Here is an 18,447-nt window from a genome sequence, read left to right on the forward strand (position 1 = left end):
TTTTGTTGAAGACATTGGCGGCCACGCTGTTGCTCGGTACGAGCGCTGCAGCGCTGGCGGCCAATGATGGCCAGGCGCGGGTCAACGAGCTTCTCAGCTCCGACCCGCAGTTCCGTGAAACCTGGCAAGGGGTTGTGCACAAGGAAGAGCGCTTGCCTGAATGGGTGATGAACCTGTCGGGCGATGCTCAGCAACAGATGAACGCCGTGGCCGAAGACGGTGACCAGTACCTGGTGGGCCCGCTCTGCGAAACCGCGCAGACCTGCTCCAGCCAGCGGCTGATCGTCGCCTTCAGCTTCGACAAGCAACATGCCTACGCAATGCTGGTGGATGTGCCGGCGGCCCTGCCTGCCGACAAGTCGCCCACGCGCCACGCCGATTACCGATTCCTCGGTAAGCCGGACGAGGGCATGCAGGCACTGTTGAAAGAACAGCTGAAGAAAGACCCGAACTGGTACTGAGTTCGCGATTTCGACCATAGAAGGAGGGGCCGCCCTGGCCACTTCGACTGTTGCACCACCCGATGAAGGTGCGTGCATGACCAAGGGGCCGGGATGTTCTGATCGATGCGAGATCGGAGTGACCTAGGGGTACAGGGAGTGCCTCCGCAAGGGCCGGGTCAGGAGAAAAGCTGCGGCGCAGGCTCCCAGGTCATGAATGGCCTGACGAGCTTGCGGCGTGCTTGAAAAGCCCCCTTCGTTTATAGCGACCCTTGTGGTCGATCACCTGCGCTTCCCGCCTCCGGGTCTGCCCCACAGACCGTATATCGAGAAACTTCTCAAGAAAGCGTGTCGAACTATCCGGCGAATAGCTAGGACATTTCTGCGCTTTCAGAGGCCATTTCGGACGTTCCCCAAAACCCCTGCATGCCGCTTGAAATGGCCGTTTCACGGCATTTACGTCTGCCGAAATGTCACATTCGAACCGGTTGGGACGACCGTTTTGTTTATGAAAACTCATGCCGATTCGGCATAGGGTAGGCGTTTACGGCATTAGACGCGCCTCCCTTGCATCGGAATAGTTGCGCCTTTTTTCGCCCGCAGAGAGCTGTAAATGCTCGCTCGGGATGACCTTATACGGGGGCCGATGCACAAACTTTTCCGCCATTGAGCGTTCCAGTTCGCGCATCAGCCCGAGTCCAACGCAAGTAAGGGTAATGATATGAAGAAGGCAAAACTAAGCCTCGCCTGGCAGATCCTCATCGGTCTGGTGCTGGGGATTGCAATTGGAGCGCTGCTTAACCACTTCAGTGCCGAGAAGGCCTGGTGGATCAGCAACGTGTTGCAACCGGCGGGCGATATCTTTATCCGCTTGATCAAGATGATCGTGATCCCGATCGTCATCTCCTCCCTGATCGTCGGCATTGCCGGTGTGGGCGACGCCAAGAAACTCGGGCGCATTGGCCTGAAGACCATCATCTACTTCGAGATCGTCACCACCATCGCGATCGTTGTCGGTCTGTTGCTGGCCAACGTGTTCCACCCGGGCGCCGGCATCGACATGAGCACCCTGGGTACCGTGGACATCTCCAAGTACCAGGCCACCGCGGCTGAAGTGCAGCATGAACACGCCTTCATCCAGACCATCCTCAACCTGATCCCGTCGAACATCTTCGCGGCCATGGCCCGCGGCGAAATGCTGCCGATCATCTTCTTCTCGGTACTGTTCGGTCTCGGTCTGTCGAGCCTGCAGTCGGACCTGCGCGAGCCGCTGGTGAAGATGTTCCAGGGCGTCTCGGAAAGCATGTTCAAAGTCACCCACATGATCATGAACTACGCCCCGATCGGTGTATTCGCCCTGATCGCGGTGACCGTGGCCAACTTCGGCTTCGCCTCCCTGCTGCCCCTGGCCAAGCTGGTGATCCTGGTTTACGTGGCCATCGCCTTCTTTGCCTTCGTGATCCTCGGCCTGATCGCCCGCCTGTTCGGCTTCTCGGTGATCAAGCTGATGCGCATCTTCAAGGATGAGCTGGTGCTCGCTTACTCCACCGCCAGTTCGGAAACCGTGCTGCCGCGTGTGATCGAGAAGATGGAAGCCTACGGCGCGCCAAAAGCCATCTGCAGCTTCGTGGTGCCGACCGGCTACTCGTTCAACCTTGACGGCTCGACCCTGTACCAGAGCATCGCGGCAATCTTCATTGCCCAGCTGTACGGCATCGACCTGTCCATCAGCCAGCAACTGCTGCTGGTGCTGACCCTGATGGTCACCTCCAAAGGCATCGCCGGCGTACCGGGCGTGTCCTTCGTGGTGCTGCTGGCGACCCTGGGCAGCGTGGGCATTCCACTGGAAGGCCTGGCGTTCATCGCGGGTGTCGACCGCGTGATGGACATGGCGCGTACCGCTCTGAACGTGATCGGCAACGCCCTGGCAGTACTGGTCATCTCCCGTTGGGAAGGCATGTACGACGATGCCAAGGGCCAGCGCTACTGGAACTCCCTGCCGCACTGGCGCAGCAAGGAAAAGCTTCCGGCTGGTGAAATCAGCCAAGGCTGAGGCAATGACCTCTGACAAACCCCGGTTAATCCGGGGTTTGTCGTTTCTGCGGGCCCCGCTATCATTCGGCCCTTATTCTGGGGGGATTCTCTGATGCTCAACGGCCTGTGGCTCGGCTTCTTCATCGTGGCAATGGTTTCGGCCCTGGCCCAGTGGCTGGTGGGCGGCAACGCGGGCATCTTCGCGGCGATGGTGGAGAGCATCTTCGCCATGGCCAAACTGTCGGTGGAAGTCATGGTGCTGCTGTTCGGCACCTTGACCCTGTGGCTGGGGTTTCTGCGGATCGCGGAGAAGGCCGGGATCGTCGACTGGCTGGCCAAGGTCCTGGGCCCGCTGTTTGCCCGGCTGATGCCGGAAGTGCCACCGGGCCACCCCGCTCTTGGCCTGATCACCCTGAACTTCGCCGCCAACGGCCTGGGCCTGGACAACGCCGCCACCCCCATCGGCCTCAAGGCCATGCGCGCGTTGCAGGAGCTCAACCCCAGCGCCACCACGGCGAGCAATGCGCAGATCCTGTTCCTGGTGCTTAACGCGTCATCCCTGACCCTGCTGCCGGTGACCATCTTTATGTACCGCGCCCAGCAAGGCGCCGCTGACCCGACCCTGGTGTTCCTGCCGATCCTCCTGGCCACCAGCGCCTCGACCCTGGTGGGTTTGCTGTCGGTGGCGGTCATGCAGCGTCTGCGCCTCTGGGATCCGGTGGTGCTGGCCTATCTGATTCCCGGCGCCCTGGCCCTGGGGGCCTTTATGGCGCTGCTCGCGACGATGTCGGCGGCAGCCCTGGCGTCACTGTCTTCCATTCTCGGCAACCTGACCCTGTTCGGCCTGATCATGCTGTTCCTGGTGATTGGTGCGCTGCGCAAGGTCAAGGTCTACGAGGCCTTTGTCGAAGGGGCGAAAGAAGGCTTCGACGTCGCCAAGAGCCTGCTGCCCTACCTGGTGGCCATGCTCTGCGCGATTGGCGTGTTGCGGGCGTCCGGGGCGCTGGACTTCGGCCTGGACGGCATTCGCCATCTGGTGGAGTGGGCCGGCTGGGATACCCGCTTCGTCGACGCCCTGCCCACCGCGCTGGTCAAGCCGTTCTCCGGCAGCGCGGCGCGGGCGATGTTGATTGAAACCATGAAAACCCAGGGCGTGGACAGTTTCCCGGCCCTGGCGGCGGCGACCATCCAGGGCAGCACCGAAACCACCTTCTATGTGTTGGCGGTGTATTTCGGTGCGGTGGGCATCCAGCGCGTGCGGCACGCCGTGGGCTGTGCACTGCTGGCGGAGTTCGCCGGTGTGGTGGCAGCGATTGCTGTTTGCTATTGGTTTTTCGGTTGAGCTGATTCGCCGGCAAGCCGGCTCCTTCAGTGGGCTGGCTTCAAGGGGTTTCCACTCTATTGCCCTGCCCCACTGCCCATTCCACCACTTGCCGGGTCAGCGTATCGCTGGCCTGGCCAAACCCCGCCACCACCGCCGGAACCTGGCCTTCGCTCAGGGGCTGGCGCACTTCAAAGCGCCGGCTGGCAAGAATCTTCTGGTCGCTGCCGCGCACCAGTCGCGCATCCAGGCGCACCACCACCCAGGCCGCGGAGCCCTGGTATTCGGTCTGGAACGCCTGCAGCTCGCCGCCCAGGGCCAGATCGGTTTGCAGGTTACTGTCATCGGTGCTCAGCAGTTGCACCCGGCCGTCCCGCTGGAAGCCATCGAACAACCGATTACGCAGCAGGATCGGCGCCGGATCGCTCCAGCGGGAGGCCTTGTAGCTGCTGATCAGGTCGCCCTGGGGAATCACTGCGATCCGCGCACTGTTCAGGGCATCGCTGGCCTGGGGCTTGAGCAGTTGCAAGGACCAGGGCAAGGCCTGGCCCGATGCCTGGGTCGCGCTCTGGGCGGTGGGCAGGCGGTAGACGTCCAGGGGCTCGCCCTTGGGCAGGATCGAACAGGCGCTGGTCAGGGCCAGGCCGAGGCTCAGGGCCAGGGGGGCGAACGCACGATAGGCACGCTTCATGGCGTGAACTCCTTGTTCTTCTCGTTACCCAGCAGGTAGCCGCCAGGGTTGGCCTCCAGGCGCCGGGTGATGGCGCGCAGGGAGCTTAAGGTGTCACGCAGTTCTCGCACCGCTGGCGCCAAGCCATTGAGGCCCTGGATGCCGGTGTTCAGCGACTCCTTGTTGCTGCTCAGCAACTGGTCGATGGTGGCGGTGCTGCGCTCCAGGGAGTGCATGGCATGTTCGGCGCTGGTGAACATCTGTTTGCCCTGCTCGTTGAGCAGGCCGTTGGCGTTGCGCATCAGGGCGCTGGTCTGCTCCAGGGTTTTGCCGGCCTGCTTGCTGATGACCACCAGTTGCTGCAGGGCCAGGCGAATGTCGTCGCGCTGGTCGGCGATGGTCCCGGTGGTTTGCTCCAGGTTGGCCAGGGTGGTGCTGACACGGTCGATGTTTTCCGGTGAGAACAGGCGATTGGCGTTGTGCAGCAGCAGGTTGACGCTGGTCATCAGGTCGTTGCTGTTGTTCAGCAGGCGGGCAATGGGCGACGGCGAGGCGACGATGGTCGGCAGGTGGCCGCCCTTACCTTTGAGTGCCGGGCTTTGTGGCGTGCCGCCGCTGAGCTGGATGATCGAGGTGCCGGTGATGCCGTTGAGCGCCAGTTTGGCCTGGGTGTCTTCCTTGATCGGGGTTTCCCCGCCCAGGCGAATCCGCGCCAACACGCGGCGCGGGTCCTTGGGGTCGAGGCGCAGGCTGACCACGTCGCCGACCTTGATCCCGCTGTACTGCACGGAGCTGCCCTTGGACAGGCCGCTGACGGCTTCATTGAAGACCACCTCGTAGTCCTGGAAGGCGCTGTCGACGCTGGACTTGGCCAGCCACAGGCCGAACAGCAAGGCGCCGGCCACCACAATCACAGTGAACAGGCCGATCAAGACGTGATGGGCGCGGGTTTCCATGTCAGACCTCGTTGAGCTGTTGAGCGGCCTGGTACGCCGCGCGGCCGCGAGGGCCATGGAAGTATTCGTGAATCCACGGGTCGTCGGTCTCGGCCACCTGTTCGATGGGGGCCGCCACCAGCACTTTCTTCTGCGCCAGCACCGCCACCCGGTCGGTGATGGTGTAGAGGGTGTCCAGGTCATGGGTGACCAGGAACACACTCAGGCCCAGGGCATCACGCAGGGTCAGGATCAGTTGGTCGAAAGCCGCCGCGCCAATGGGGTCGAGGCCGGCGGTGGGTTCATCGAGAAACAGAATGTCCGGGTCCAGGGCCAGGGCGCGAGCCAGGGCCGCGCGCTTGATCATGCCGCCGGACAGCGAGGCCGGGTATTTGTCGGCGGCCGACAGCGGCAAGCCGGCCAAGGCCAGTTTGACCGCCGCCAGGTGCTCGGCGTCGCTGCGTGACAGGCCCGCATGCTCGATCAGCGGCACGGCGACGTTTTCGGTCACGGTCAGGGACGAGAACAGCGCGCCCTTCTGGAACAGCACGCCGAAGCGCCGCTCGATCAGCGAACGTTGGTGCTCCGCCAGGCTGGGCAGGTCCTGGCCGAAGACCCGTACCGAACCTTCACTGGGCCGTCGCAAGCCGACGATGCTGCGCAGCAGCACCGACTTGCCGCTGCCGGAGCCACCGACCACGGCGAGGATCTCGCCCTTGTACAGGTCCAGGTCGAGTTGCTCGTGCACGCTCTGGGTGCCGAAGCGGTTGCACAGGCCACGGACCTCAATCACCGCCTCGGCGGGCCCTCGGGCGATACGGCTCACCAGCTCATCTCCATGAAGAACAGGGCGGCCACCGCGTCGAGGACGATGACCACGAAAATCGACTGCACCACGCTGGAGGTGGTGTGGGCGCCCACGGATTCGGCGCTGCCGCTGACCTTGAAACCCTCCAGGCAGCCGATGGCGGCAATCAGGAAGGCAAAGATCGGTGCCTTGACCATGCCCACCAGGAAGTGCTGCACGCCAATGTCCGACTGCAGCAGGGTCAGGAACATCGCCGGCGAAATTCCCAGGGACAAGGCGCAAACCACCCCGCCGCCGATAATCCCCGAGAGCATGGCGAGGAAGGTCAGCATCGGCAGGGCCACCAGCAACGCCAGGACCCGCGGCAGCACCAGCAACTCCATGGGGTCGAGGCCAAGGGTGCGGATGGCGTCGATTTCCTCGTTGGCCTTCATCGAGCCGATCTGCGCGGTAAAGGCGCTGGCCGTGCGCCCGGCCATCAGGATGGCAGTGAGCAGCACGGCGAATTCGCGGAGGAAGGAGAACGCCACCAGGTCCACGGTAAACAGGCTGGCGCCGAAATTGGCCAGCACCGTGGCGCCGAGGAAGGCCACCACGGCCCCCACCAGGAAGGTCAGCAAGGCGACGATGGGCGCGGCGTCGAGGCCGGTCTGTTCGATGTGCGCGACCACCGAGGTGACGCGCCAGCGCTTGGGCTTGAACAGCCCGCGGACCAGGGTTTCCAGGATCAGCCCGACAAAGCCCAGCAGTTGCAGGGTGTCCTGCCAAATGGCATCCACCGCCCTGCCAATGCGTGCGAGCAACTGGATGCCCACCGATTCTTCCGGTTCCTTGACCGGTACGCAGAAGTCGCTCAGGGAGCAATAGACGGTGTGCAACAGGGCGCGGTCGGCGGCGCTCAGGCTGCACTCGGGATGTTCGGCGCTGCGGCCCAGGCGCTCAGCCCCCAGCAGCTCAACCAGCAGCGAAGCACCGGCGGTGTCCAGGGCGCCCAGGCCGTTGAGGTCGATAGGGGTGCTGTCGCTGTAGCTGCCAGTGAGCTTCTGCGCCTGGCGCTTGAGCTCGGTGTAGTGCGCGAGGGTCCAGTCACCCGTGATCCGCAGTTGCGCAGGGGTGGTCGAAGGATCCATCTGGGCACTGCCGGGCGTTGCGTTAGGGGTCATAAGCTCCGTGCTTGTATGGCTATTACGCAGTGGTAGGTAATAGCACGAACCGGGCTATTTTGCCTGGCTGGCGGCGCCGCTGTTTTGATCGGTGTCGGTGACTTTAAAGCGCAGCACGCCAATCACTTGCCCGTCCTCGGTCAGCACACGTACCTGCCAGCGCCCCACGGGGTTGGCCGGGAAGTTCTGCTTGCGCGACCAGGCCCGGTAGCCCTCTTTGCGCCCGCCGTGAATATCCAGGGCGATGCGGTCCACCTCTTTGCCGTTGAATTGCCAGACGTGATAGATGCGCTCGTCCAGCCCACGCGGTGCGTTGATCGCGGTGTAGGCGTAGACCCCAGTGCTGCGAACCTGGCTGGCGCTGATCTCTTCCAGGCCGTCGCCCGGCGTGCGGTCCTGCAGCTCGGTGCTGATGGCGTCTTCGGTCAGCCACAGGGTCGCCGGCGGTACCCAGGAGCGCAGCAGCCAGCCGGTGCCGCCGATGGCCAGGGTGATGCTCAGCACTGCCAGGGCGCTGCGCAGGCTGCGAATTGGGAAGATCGACGCCAGGCTGGGAAACGACAACAGCATGGCGATGCCCAGGGCCAGTTTGAAGCTCTGGGAGGTGGTCAGGTGCAAGATGATCGGCAGGGCCGTGAGCAGCGCCGCGAACAGGGTCAGGGTGTGCAGGGCAAGGAACAGCCAGCGCCGGGGTGCCAGCCATTTGTAGTACAGCGGGTCGGTGATGGACACCAGGGCCGCGGCGCCGAGCAGGCCGGTAAACACCAGTTGGCCGCTGTTCCAGCTGGTGGTGATGAAGAAGAACGGCAAGACGAAGAACAGGCTTTCCTGGTGGATCATCTGCGTGGCGTAGCGCAGCAAGGGCTGGGGGATTTCCCGCTTGAAGACCTTGGTGAACAGCTGGGTCAGGCTGTTCTCCAGCATCAGCCAGACCCAGCTCACCAGCATGATCACGGCGATCCAGGTGGCCAGGCTTTGCTGGCGATCCACCAGGATGAAACTGCCGACCCCGGAGATGAAACCGCCGAGCGCAATCACCCCTGGATAGCGCTTCATCAGTTCGAGCAGGCGCTGTATGTAGTGAGTCCAGTTAGGCATGGGGCGGGTTCACAGTCTTGGCAGGAAAAATCCGCGACAGGATAACGTCGGCGCGGGGTTGTGGCGAGGGACCCGGCGCCCTCGCCCGCCTCAGCGGTCCAGCTTGGCGTGGCGTCGCAGGCGCCAACCCAGCAGGGCCAGGCCGATCAGCCCGAGCAGGCCGGCGGCCAGCCACAGCACTTGCTCGTCACTGAGCAACGGTTGCTCGACGCGCAGGTAGCCCGGTTGTTCGAGCAATTGCCCCAGGGCCTGGTTGGCCTGCTTCAGGCTGACCGCTTGCAGGCGTTTGGCCGGGTCGCTGAAGCGGCCGTTGTCGTAGTCGCCCAGGGCGCTCCAGTAATAGTCCGCCAGGGCACTGTTGCCTTGGGTCGCCCAGGCTTGCCGGGCAATGGCTGCCTGTTTCAGGCGTTCAAAGGTGGCCGGGTCGAGGCCGTCCTTGAGCAAGCGCGCCTTGAGCTCATCGATCACCTGCCGGGCTTGGGGCACATCGTCCCGGTCCAAGTCGGCATTCAGGCTGAGAAAGCCTACCCCGCCGAAGACTTGGCGATCGCTCCAGGGCCCGTAGGACAGCTCGTGATCCAGGCGCAACCGCTGGTAGAGGGCCCAGTCCAGGTATTCCTTGAGCAGGTCGAAGGTCGCATCGTGTTGCTCGTCGAGCACCGGCTCGGGAAACAGCCAATGCAGCTTGGCGCCGTTGCCGACCCAGCCCAGGGTCAGGTTGCGCTCGGCCGCTGCGTGGCCCTGGATTTCCGGCAAGCCGGGGTGCTCGCGTGGGTCCACCGCCGGGAGCTGGCCATAGGTGCGCTCCAGGTAAGCGGGCAGCAGGCGGTCGAGGTCGCCGACGATGATCAGGGTCATGTTGTTGGCCGCGTACCAGTGCTCGCGTACGTCCTCCAACTGCGCCTGGGTCAGGTGCTGCACTTCGGCGCGCTCGGCGCATTTGAGCCCCAGTTCCACGGCCAACTGGTTGCTGGCCTTGTGGCCCAGGTCCTGGCGATCGAGGAAGCGTTGCAGGTGTGAGTAGTGGCCGCCATCTTCGCGCTCGACCACCTGTTTGGCGGCGGCGATGGCGTTGTTGTCGATGCGGGTGCGGGTCAGCACGGCCAGCAGCAGGTCGAGGACCTTGCGCTGATTGCGCGCCGGCGCCTCGATGACGAAGGTGGTGTCGGCGTTACTGGTGTAGGCGTTCCATTCGCCCCCCAGGGCTTGCATGCGTTCTTCGAGGTTGCCTTCGTCGCCGCCGTCGATCCCGCTGAACAGCAGGTGTTCCAGTAGGTGCGGCAGTTCCTTGTCGGCGCAGCTGAAGTCATCCAGGCCCACCCCCACCACCAGGCGGATGGCCACGTGGCCGCGCTCTGTGCCCGGCTTGAGCAGCACTTGCAGGCCGTTGGGCAGCAAGTAGCCCTCGACCTGGAAGCGGTCCAGGGCAAACGAATGAGCCGAGCTCAGCAGCAGGCAGGCCAACAACAGACAACGCATAACGGGGTTTCCTTACGGCGTGCGTAAGTTCTACGACTTCGATCCATCCTGGACGTTCAGGGTGAATGGGTGATGTCAGCCATATCGTCCACGGCCAGGGCACCGGTTTCCGACGTTTCCAGGACCACGTAGGCGCTGCTGCAGAACAGCGAGTTGAGGCGCTTCATGTCGGCGATCAGCTCCAGGTGCAGGGAGCTGGTTTCGATGCTCTGGACGATCTTGCGTTGCAGCCGGCTGACGTGAGCGTGGGCCAGGCGCCGTTCCTGGGCGCGGAAGCGGCGTTTCTCCCGCAGCAGTTGGCGGGCACTTTCCGGGTCGGCGCTGAGGAACACCGACAAGCCGAGGCGCAGGTTGGAAATCAATTGGGCGTGCAGGCCGGCCAGCTCTTCCAGGCCGACCTCGGAGAACGAGCGCCGCTGGGAGGTTTTCTGCTGCTGGACCTTGCGCAGCATGCGTTCGATCAGGTCGCCGGCGAGCTTGAGGTTGATCGCCAGCTCAATGATCTCGGCCCAGCGGCGGCTGTCCTGCTCGCTCAGGTCTTCCCGGGGCATTTGCGCCAGGTACAGCTTGATGGCGCTGTAGAGGGACTCGACGTCGTCGCTGAGGTTGCGCATCTCCAGGGTGACGGCGGTCTGTTTACCCTGCAGCACATCGAGCATGGCTTCGAGCATGTTGTCGATCAGGTCGCCAATGCGCAGGGTTTCCCGGGCGGCGTTGGCCAGGGCCAGGCTGGGGGTGACCAGCGCGGTGGGGTCCAGGTGCCGGGGCCGGGCGCGGCCGTTGGTTTCCGCGCGTTCCGGCAGCAGCCAGGCACAGAGCTTGGCCATGGGACCGACGGTGGGCAGCAGCAACAGGCAGCGGGCGCTGTTGTAGAGCAGATGGAAACCGATCACCACTTCCTGAGGGCTGAAGTCCAGGCTGTCCATCCAGTGGGCCAGGGGGTCGAGCACGGGAATGATCAGCAGCAACCCGATCAGCTTGTACAGCAGGCTGCCCAGCGCCACCTGGCGCCCGGCGCTGTTCTGCATGCTGGTGCTGAGGAAGGCCAGCACCCCGCTGCCGATGTTGGCGCCGATCACCAGGCCAATGGCCACGGGCAGGCTGATCACCCCGGCGCCGGCCAGGGTGGCGGTGAGCAGCACCGCCGCCAGGCTGGAGTACGAGACCATGGCGAACACGGCGCCCATCAGGGCATCGAGGAGGATGTCGCCGGTCAGGGAGGCGAACAGCACTTTCACCCCCTGAGCGTGGGTAATGGGGGCGGCGGCTTCAACGATCAGTTGCAGGGCCAGGATGATCAGGCCCAGGCCGATGCCGACCCGGCCCAACTGGCCGGCGCGGGTCTGCTTGCGCGACAGGAAGAAGATCACCCCGAGAAAAATCAGCAGCGGTGACAGCCACGACAGGTCGAAGGTCAGCACCCGGGCCATCAATGCCGTACCGACGTCGGCGCCGAGCATGGTTGCCAGGGCCGGGGTCAGGGCCATCAGCCCCTGGCCGACGAAAGAGGTCACCAGCATCGCCGTGGCGTTGCTGCTCTGGACCATGGCAGTGACCAGGATCCCAGCGATAAAGGCCAGGGGGCGGCGGGCCATGTTCTGGCCGATGACATGGCGCAGGTTGGAACCGTAGACCCGCAGGATGCCGGTACGGACGATGTGCGTGCCCCAAATCAGCAAGGCGACGGCAGAGAGCAAATTGAGCAGGGTCAGCATACAGGGCCCCCCTGGGGTGAATGGCCCCAAAGGGGCAGATAGACAGTGTGGCGCGACGTTCTAATAGGTTTGTTTAAGCTGTAGTTGGCGAACGCCCTGCGCGCCAGCATCGCATAGCTAAACCGTCGATTGAAACAAAACTGTCATGAAAACAGCTTTTTACAGGCGTGAAAAAGGGGCCCGAGGGCCCCTTCTGGTGTCACGCGCGTTGGGCTTATTGGCCCGGAATGTCTTTGCGCAGCTTTACCGGATCTTGCTGTTTCTTCTTTTTCGCGATGGCGGTGCGCATCTTGATGTTCACCGCTTCCACGGCCAGGGAGAACGCCATGGCGAAGTAGACGTAGCCTTTTGGCACATGCACTTCGAAGGCTTCGGCGATCAGCACGGTACCCACCACCAGCAGGAAGGACAGCGCCAGCATTTTCAGCGACGGGTGCTTGTCGATGAAGTCGCTGATGGTGCCGGCGGCCAGCATCATCACCAGTACGGCGACGACAATCGCTGCGACCATCACCGGAACGTGGGAGACCATGCCGACGGCCGTGATCACCGAGTCCAGGGAGAAGACGATGTCGATGATCGCGATCTGGATGATGGTGTAGAGGAAGTTGCCGCCCTTGCCCGAAGGCTCTTCGTTGGTTTCGTCTTCGCCTTCCAGCGCGTGGTACATCTCTTGCGAGCTTTTCCACAGCAGGAACAGGCCACCGAAGAACAGGATCAGGTCACGCCCGGAGATGCCCTGGCCGAAGACCACGAACAGGTCGGCGGTCAGGCGCATGACCCAGGTGATCGACAGCAGCAACAGGATCCGCGTGATCATGGCCAGGGCCAGACCGAAAATCCGGGTCCGCGCCTGCATGTGTTTGGGCATGCGGCTGACCAGGATCGAAATCATGATGATGTTATCGATACCCAGGACGATTTCGAGGGCGGTCAGGGTAAAGAAGGCAACCCAGATTTCCGGGTTGGTCAGCCATTCCATGTGTATTCCTTTGAGCGAGTGTTAGATCGCCCAGGGCGCGGTAGCCGGCCTGGGCGAAGAGTCGTTGCTTTTATAGAGTGCTGAACAGCGGAAAAATCCCCATCAGCAAGGCAGCAAACATTATGCACAGGCACACCAGCACTGCCCACTTCAAGGTGAAGCGCTGGTGGTCGCCGAATTCGATCCCGGCCAGGGCCACCAACAGGTAAGTCGATGGCACCAATGGGCTCAGCAAGTGGACGGGCTGACCGACGATCGAGGCACGTGCCATTTCCACCGCGGTGATGCCGTAGTGGCTGGCGGCTTCGGCCAGCACCGGCAGCACGCCGTAGTAGAAGGCGTCGTTGGACATGAAAAAGGTGAACGGCATGCTTACCAGCGCGGTGATGACTGCAAGGTAAGGCCCCAACGCTTCCGGGATCACCGCCAGCAGGCTTTTGGACATGGCGTCAACCATGCCGGTGCCCGACAGGATGCCGGTGAAGATGCCCGCCGCGAAGATCAGCCCGACCACCGCCAACACGCTGCCGGCATGGGCCGCGACGCGGTCTTTCTGCTGTTGCAGGCACGGGTAGTTGACGATCATCGCGATGCTGAAGGCCACCATGAACAGCACCGGCAGCGGCAACAGGCCGGCGATCAGCGCGCACATCAGGGCCAGGGTCAGGCCACCGTTGAACCAGATCATTTTCGGACGACGGGCATCGGGGAATTGCGAGACGCTGATTTCGCTGTGGTCGATCTCGTCGCCTTGCAGGTGCAGTTCACCCAGACGCGCACGTTCACGCTTGCCGTACATATAGGCAATCGCCAGGATCGCCACCACGCCCGCCAGCATGGCCGGGATCATCGGTACGAAAATGTCTGATGGGTCCACGTGCAAGGCGCTGGCCGCACGGGCCGTCGGGCCGCCCCAGGGGGTCATGTTCATCACGCCGCCGGCGAGGATGATCAGGCCTGCCATGATCCGCGGGCTCATGCCGATGCGGCTGTACAGCGGCAGCATGGCGGCCACGCAGATCATGTAGGTGGTGGCGCCGTCACCGTCCAGGGACACCACCAGGGCGAGCACGGCGGTACCGACCGAGACCTTCAGCGGGTCACCCTTGACCAGCTTGAGGATCTTGCGCACGGCCGGGTCGAACAGGCCGGAGTCGATCATCAGGGCGAAGTACAGAATGGCGAACATCAGCATCACGCCGGTGGGCGCCAGCTTGGTGATGCCTTCGAGCATCATCGGGCCGATCTTCGGCGCGAAACCGCCGAACAGGGCGAACAGGATGGGCACGATGATCAGGGCGATCAGCGCCGACAGGCGCTTGGTCATGATCAGGAACATGAAGGTGATGACCATGGCGAAGCCAAGGAAAGTCAGCATAGGGATACTCCAGGCGTGGCGCGGCTAGGGAATGGCGAACCGGGTGGGGTCAGCGCAGAACGGGAAGCGCGAGGCGTACGGGTGGAGTGGGTGCGACGAGGCGGGTACGAGCAAACATCAGAATCACCATTGTTGTTGTTAATTGGGCCGCAAAACGTCGAAACGTTCACAGTGGCCAACCGGTCTGTTGCCGGTAGTGGAGGCGATCCTAATCGGGGAAGCTTTCAGCTACCTTTCGCTGGTGAAAGGATTGGACAGATGTTCAGGCAGCCGATGAGCGGCATAAAGTGACGAACTTGGGGCTTCAGGGAGCGCGACACATGAGCGAATTACACCAGGGCGGTTGCCACTGTGGCGGGCTGCGTTATCAGTTCAGCGGCCCATTGCGAGACATCGCCCATTGCCATTGCTCGATCTGTCGCCGAGTCAGCGGTGGCCTGGTGACTACGTGGATCACCCTGCCCGCCTCGGCTTTCCAGTGGCTGCAGGGTACGCCGGCGCGCTATGAGTCTTCGCCAAGCTGTGTGCGTTACTTCTGCTCGAACTGCGGTGCGCAGCTGGCGCTGGTGACCAGCCTGAGCCCGGACAGCATCGACGTGACCATCGCCACCCTGGACCACCCCGAACAGGCACCGGCGGATCGGCATATCTGGACGGACAGCCGCCTGCCCTGGCTGCATCTGGATGAGCAGTTGCCGGGTGAGGCGCAGGAGGCGTTGTAGCCTGTGGCGGCTTAGGCAGCGCCACCCTGGTGTTCAGTCGGTGGACCCGAGGATGGCACGGGCCAGGGCCAGGTCATCGTAGCGATCCAGGTCGCGCTCCTGGCGCAGCATCAGCAGGGCTGACTCAAGCTGCACGCCGCGAATCACTGCATCGCTGGCCACAAAGGTCGCTGCATCGTCCCGGGCCAGCACCAGCCTTTTCTCGTCGTTGCCGCTGAGCTTCTTGAAGGTCAGCGTGGTGGCGATAAAGGGCCCGGTGGTGGTAAAGGCGGCCCAAAACAGACTCGCCTTGCCGGGCTCACTGTCGAAATCCGGCAAAAAGTCCCCACCCAAGGTCGGCGTGCTCAGCACCAAGGCCGCCATAAAGCTGAAGCGTCGGCGCGAGGCGAGAGTGTTGAGTGACTTCATGGTGAATTGCATCCAGGCAATGGGGGGACGAGCACAGGGGGTATTTTCTGCCCGGGTTACGGGCAGAAAGTCTTCGCCTTGCACTGTCGACGCGATCAAGGCAGCTGCAGCCCGCCCGCTGCCTTGTGTAGGGCGCGCAGGTGCTCGCCCACGAGCTTCAGGTTGGCCTCGTTGGCGGCAATCTCCGCGGCCCTTGCCGGCTCCAATAGCGCGCGCACTTCTTTATCCAGGTCGCCGGTCAGGGTTTGCAGTTGTTTCTGGCGCAGGCTGCTTTCCGCTTCCAGGCGCTGCCACTCGCTGGGTTGCGGCAAGCCGTAGCCACTGCTGCCCAACAACTCCGCCGGGCGACTGAGGAAACCGCTGTTGGCGAGGATTTCCTGCAAGGTCTTGTTGGCCTTTTCCATGCCGCCGTTTTTCAGTTCGCGGGCCCCCAGGTAACGCTGCTTGACCTCATCCTGGGCCAGCAGCAGTTGGCGGCGGAAGCTGGCCTGCTCCAGGAGCAGCAAGGCGGCGCTGGTGCGCAGGTCGGCCTGGTCGAACCACTGGCGACGTTCTTCGGCGGTTTGCGAGAGCCAGTCCTCGACGGTGGCCTGTTTGATCGGCAGGTGCTTCTTGATCACCTCGAACATCGCTTGGTAGCGGTCGCGGAACGAGTCGAAGCGATAGCCCAGGCGCAGGGCTTCGCGCGGGTCATCGAGCACACTGGTGTCCGCCAGGCCTCGGCCCTTGAGCACTTCCAGCAAGCCGTTGGGCATGATGCTGTCCAGGCCCGTCAGTTGCGGGTTGTTGCTGCCGCTGCGCAGCAGCTTGAGGCTTTCCACGGCGCAGTTGTTGGACAGGAAGTAGTAGTTGCCGTCGTAGCTCCAGTGCATCTCGGCGGCGTGTTCCACCACCTGCTCGATTTCGGTACGCGACAGGTTCAGCGGCACCGAGGCCAGGCTGCGCAGTTCGGTCTTGGTGTATTCGTCGATGACCTGGGCCAGGGGCAGGACAAACAGCCGCGACGGGTACTTGCCCACCAGGCCGTCCCAGCTGGACAGCTGCACATCGCCGACAAAGGCTCGGTAGGACAGCACCAGGTGCTGGTCCAGGTCTAGCCGGCAGTCCGGGCCACGGGGACGGCCCGGGGCGCAGATCACCAGGCGCAACATGCTGTGGCCCCAGCGACTGACCCAGTTCTGGTTGGCTTCGGCCAGCAAGTAGTCGACGGCGTAGACCCGCTCCGGATCGACCTTGCCCAGGGGCTGCTTGGCGAAGTCGTTGCCGGCGTTGAGGAAGGCGAACGACTGGGCGCAGGTGTCCTTGGCTGGCGGTGCCCAGCCGAAGTGTTCCTGGTAGTAGCGGTACAGCGCCGGACGCCGGCAGGCGTAGCTCGGGTCGAGAAGGAAGTACTCCATGTTCACCGCGACGAATTCTTTCGGGTTGGTGATCTCGTAGATGTCCGGGCTGCGGGCGACTTGGCGGTTGTGCTGTTCGCGCATGCCGCGGCGGCCGACGTATTGCGGCCAGCCGGCCAGGTCGAGCAGGCGCGGGTCGTCGCTAAGGGTGAAGCGCCGTTCGGTTTGGCCACGGCAGGCATCGGGCAGGCCAATCAGGCCCGAGGTGTTGTGGGTGCGTGCGCAGCGCTGGATCAGGGTGCGTTCGGTGCTGGGCCACAGGCGCGCACGGTCATAAATATGGGTCAGTTCATGCAGTACGGTGGCCAGCAGTTCGCGGCGCACGGTGCCGTGGGGGCGGTGGGTTTTCTGGGTGGCCGCAGAGCCGTCGGCGAGGCTGGCGAGCAAGGCGCGGTTGAGGTCCAGCTCGGACACCAGCGAGGCTTCGCCGTAGGCGTTGTCCGGCATCTGGTCGGTCCAGCCGACGTCGATGATGCGGTCCAGTTGCTGGATGAAGCGCGGCGGCAATGCCTGTATCGCTTCATCCAGCAGCGCCTGGCTGGCTTGCTGTTCGGCGGGGCTCAAGCCATCGGTCTTGAGCCGCAATTGCAGGCCGGCCTGGGCGGTGCCACACAACAGTGCGACCACCCCGGCCAGCAGCCAGGCGCTGAATGACTTCACAGAGCGAGAATGGCTTCGGCGAGTACCTGGTCGCTGGCGTCGCGGGCTTCTGGCACGCGGGTCCGCAGGGTGTCGAACGCGGCTTCCAGTTGGGCGCCACGGATATCGCCATTGCTGGCGACGAAGCTGGCGGCGTCGTCATGGGCTTCGCGGATGATTTTGGAATCACGGATGGAGGTGGTGGTATCCGAGGTGAAATCGATCGTACGGCCAGAGGCCCGAACGATGATGTTACTGGTGGCCACCAGCGTTTGTGCCTGGGCCACGTCGGCCAACAACAGCAGGCCAAGAGTGGCGGCAATCAGCGGGTTACGCATGGAACGACTCCGGAATAACTGGGGAATGATTATTTGACGAGAATTGCCTGCGCCAGTTCAAGGTCGCTTGCATGAAGTTTGGGCTGCGTCTGACGCAGGTACTTCAAGGCGGACTCCAGTTGCGCTCCCCGCCATTGACCATCAGTGGCAATGAAGGCGGCGGCATCGTCCTGGGCGGCGAGTATCAGTTTATGGTCGAAGGGCGCGGAGGTCACCTGGCTTGTGGCGTAGCCGGTAACAACCAAACCTTGTGTGGTCAGGTCGAAAGCCTGAGCCGAGCCGGCCCAACAGACAGTGAAAAACAGCGCAACGCTAAACGGTATCCGTAACAAACCCATGAGTCTCGACAGCTAAAAAACCAGCTGCAAGGCTAGCGCAATGCCTTGGCGAGGGCCAGCCTAGAGGGCTTTGAGGTGCCAGGCACCTCAAGGCTGGCAGGCCGTCAGATGGCTAGGATGGCCTGGGCCAGTTGGGCGTCGCTGGCGGCCAGCTCAGGTGCTTGCTGGCGGATGAAGGCCAGGGCGCTTTCCAGTTTTACACCACGGATGTTGCCGTCGGTGGCGACAAAGCTGGCAGCGTCATCGCGGGCAGCACGAACGATCTTGTTGTCACGCAGCGACGAGGTGGCATCGGAAGTCGCGTCGGTGGTGGCCTTGAGTGCGCCAACGATGGCGTCGGTGGTCACGATCAGGCTGGTGGCGTGGGCATTGGCAGCCACGGCCAGCAGGGCTGCAGCGCTGAGCAGACGAAGACGGGTCATGGGGTAACTCCTTGAGTGAACAGATCGATAAGTCGCTGTGTGCAACGCCGGGCAATTGCTGCGAGTGCCTAGCCAGATAAGTCAGACGAAGGCAGCGGATAAATCGCCACTTCGTGATGGATATTAGGCTGCGCAGAGTGCTTCGAACAGTCTTCAGGCT

18 protein-coding genes are annotated in these 18,447 nt (G+C 63.2%); 4 read left to right on the forward strand and 14 right to left on the reverse strand.

Features of this window, described 5'->3' with window-relative positions; genetic code table 11:
• Positions 1-2 precede the first annotated feature (2 nt).
• The 3 genes from M1B34_RS30805 to M1B34_RS30815 all read left to right on the forward strand — a co-directional run bounded on the left by M1B34_RS30805 (position 3) and on the right by M1B34_RS30815 (position 3,816).
• Positions 3-461, forward strand: coding sequence for an inhibitor of vertebrate lysozyme family protein (locus tag M1B34_RS30805; protein ID WP_268267084.1), 459 nt, complete (start codon positions 3-5; stop codon positions 459-461).
• Between the two features lie 700 nt (positions 462-1,161).
• On the forward strand, positions 1,162-2,493 hold the full coding sequence (gltP, locus tag M1B34_RS30810) for a glutamate/aspartate:proton symporter GltP (RefSeq protein ID WP_123328085.1): 1,332 nt from the start codon (positions 1,162-1,164) through the stop codon (positions 2,491-2,493).
• A 93-nt stretch (positions 2,494-2,586) separates the two neighbouring features.
• Positions 2,587-3,816 (forward strand): nucleoside recognition domain-containing protein, encoded by a 1,230-nt coding sequence (locus tag M1B34_RS30815; protein ID WP_123328086.1) that lies wholly within the window; start codon positions 2,587-2,589, stop codon positions 3,814-3,816.
• Positions 3,817-3,856: 40 nt separating this feature from the next.
• Here the strand turns inward: M1B34_RS30815 and M1B34_RS30820 are convergent, their stop codons facing one another.
• The 9 genes from M1B34_RS30820 to M1B34_RS30860 all read right to left on the reverse strand — a co-directional run bounded on the left by M1B34_RS30820 (position 3,857) and on the right by M1B34_RS30860 (position 14,023).
• Positions 3,857-4,486: an ABC-type transport auxiliary lipoprotein family protein gene (locus tag M1B34_RS30820; RefSeq protein WP_123328087.1), complete on the reverse strand. Its 630-nt coding sequence runs from the start codon at positions 4,484-4,486 to the stop codon at positions 3,857-3,859.
• Entirely contained in the window at positions 4,483-5,421 is a 939-nt protein-coding gene (locus M1B34_RS30825) for an MlaD family protein (protein WP_268267085.1), read from the reverse strand. The genes M1B34_RS30820 and M1B34_RS30825 overlap by 4 nt, the downstream gene beginning before the upstream one ends.
• Position 5,422: 1 nt before the next feature.
• A complete protein-coding gene (locus M1B34_RS30830; protein ID WP_123328089.1) occupies positions 5,423-6,226 on the reverse strand; it encodes an ABC transporter ATP-binding protein in 804 nt (267 codons plus the stop codon).
• On the reverse strand, positions 6,223-7,371 hold the full coding sequence (locus M1B34_RS30835; RefSeq protein ID WP_268267086.1) for an ABC transporter permease: 1,149 nt from the start codon (positions 7,369-7,371) through the stop codon (positions 6,223-6,225). Before M1B34_RS30835 ends, M1B34_RS30830 begins: the two co-directional genes overlap by 4 nt.
• A 54-nt stretch (positions 7,372-7,425) precedes the next feature.
• Positions 7,426-8,469, reverse strand: coding sequence for a DUF5924 family protein (locus tag M1B34_RS30840; RefSeq protein ID WP_123328091.1), 1,044 nt, complete (start codon positions 8,467-8,469; stop codon positions 7,426-7,428).
• 90 nt (positions 8,470-8,559) lie between these two features.
• Entirely contained in the window at positions 8,560-9,948 is a 1,389-nt protein-coding gene (locus M1B34_RS30845; RefSeq protein ID WP_268267087.1) for a M16 family metallopeptidase, read from the reverse strand.
• A gap of 56 nt (positions 9,949-10,004) precedes the next feature.
• Complete coding sequence (locus tag M1B34_RS30850; RefSeq protein ID WP_123328093.1) at positions 10,005-11,663, reverse strand: Na/Pi cotransporter family protein; 1,659 nt, start codon at positions 11,661-11,663, stop codon at positions 10,005-10,007.
• 214 nt (positions 11,664-11,877) lie between these two features.
• Positions 11,878-12,645 carry a TerC family protein gene (locus tag M1B34_RS30855; RefSeq protein ID WP_123328094.1) on the reverse strand — a complete coding sequence of 256 codons (768 nt, stop codon included), beginning with the start codon at positions 12,643-12,645 and terminating at the stop codon, positions 11,878-11,880.
• Between the two features lie 70 nt (positions 12,646-12,715).
• Complete coding sequence (locus M1B34_RS30860; RefSeq protein ID WP_268267088.1) at positions 12,716-14,023, reverse strand: CitMHS family transporter; 1,308 nt, start codon at positions 14,021-14,023, stop codon at positions 12,716-12,718.
• 320 nt (positions 14,024-14,343) lie between these two features.
• Here M1B34_RS30860 and M1B34_RS30865 point away from each other — a divergent pair, with 320 nt between their 5' ends.
• A complete protein-coding gene (locus tag M1B34_RS30865) occupies positions 14,344-14,745 on the forward strand; it encodes a GFA family protein (RefSeq protein WP_268267089.1) in 402 nt (133 codons plus the stop codon).
• Between the two features lie 33 nt (positions 14,746-14,778).
• Here the strand turns inward: M1B34_RS30865 and M1B34_RS30870 are convergent, their stop codons facing one another.
• The 5 genes from M1B34_RS30870 to M1B34_RS30890 form a co-directional block, all read right to left on the reverse strand.
• A complete protein-coding gene (locus M1B34_RS30870) occupies positions 14,779-15,153 on the reverse strand; it encodes a DUF2388 domain-containing protein (protein WP_268267090.1) in 375 nt (124 codons plus the stop codon).
• A gap of 95 nt (positions 15,154-15,248) precedes the next feature.
• Positions 15,249-17,210: a DUF7844 domain-containing protein gene (locus M1B34_RS30875; RefSeq protein WP_268267091.1), complete on the reverse strand. Its 1,962-nt coding sequence runs from the start codon at positions 17,208-17,210 to the stop codon at positions 15,249-15,251.
• The gene (locus M1B34_RS30880) at positions 17,207-17,527 is read right to left on the reverse strand and encodes a DUF2388 domain-containing protein (protein WP_123328104.1); all 321 of its coding nucleotides are present in this window, start codon (positions 17,525-17,527) and stop codon (positions 17,207-17,209) included. The genes M1B34_RS30875 and M1B34_RS30880 overlap by 4 nt, the downstream gene beginning before the upstream one ends.
• Before the next feature lie 29 nt (positions 17,528-17,556).
• Complete coding sequence (locus M1B34_RS30885; RefSeq protein ID WP_123328131.1) at positions 17,557-17,865, reverse strand: DUF2388 domain-containing protein; 309 nt, start codon at positions 17,863-17,865, stop codon at positions 17,557-17,559.
• 104 nt (positions 17,866-17,969) lie between these two features.
• Positions 17,970-18,287 (reverse strand): DUF2388 domain-containing protein, encoded by a 318-nt coding sequence (locus tag M1B34_RS30890; RefSeq protein WP_123328105.1) that lies wholly within the window; start codon positions 18,285-18,287, stop codon positions 17,970-17,972.
• Positions 18,288-18,447: the final 160 nt, after the last annotated feature.

Origin of the sequence: Pseudomonas morbosilactucae (assembly GCF_023241715.1) — a bacterium.
Classification (GTDB): Bacteria; Pseudomonadota; Gammaproteobacteria; order Pseudomonadales; family Pseudomonadaceae; genus Aquipseudomonas; species Aquipseudomonas morbosilactucae.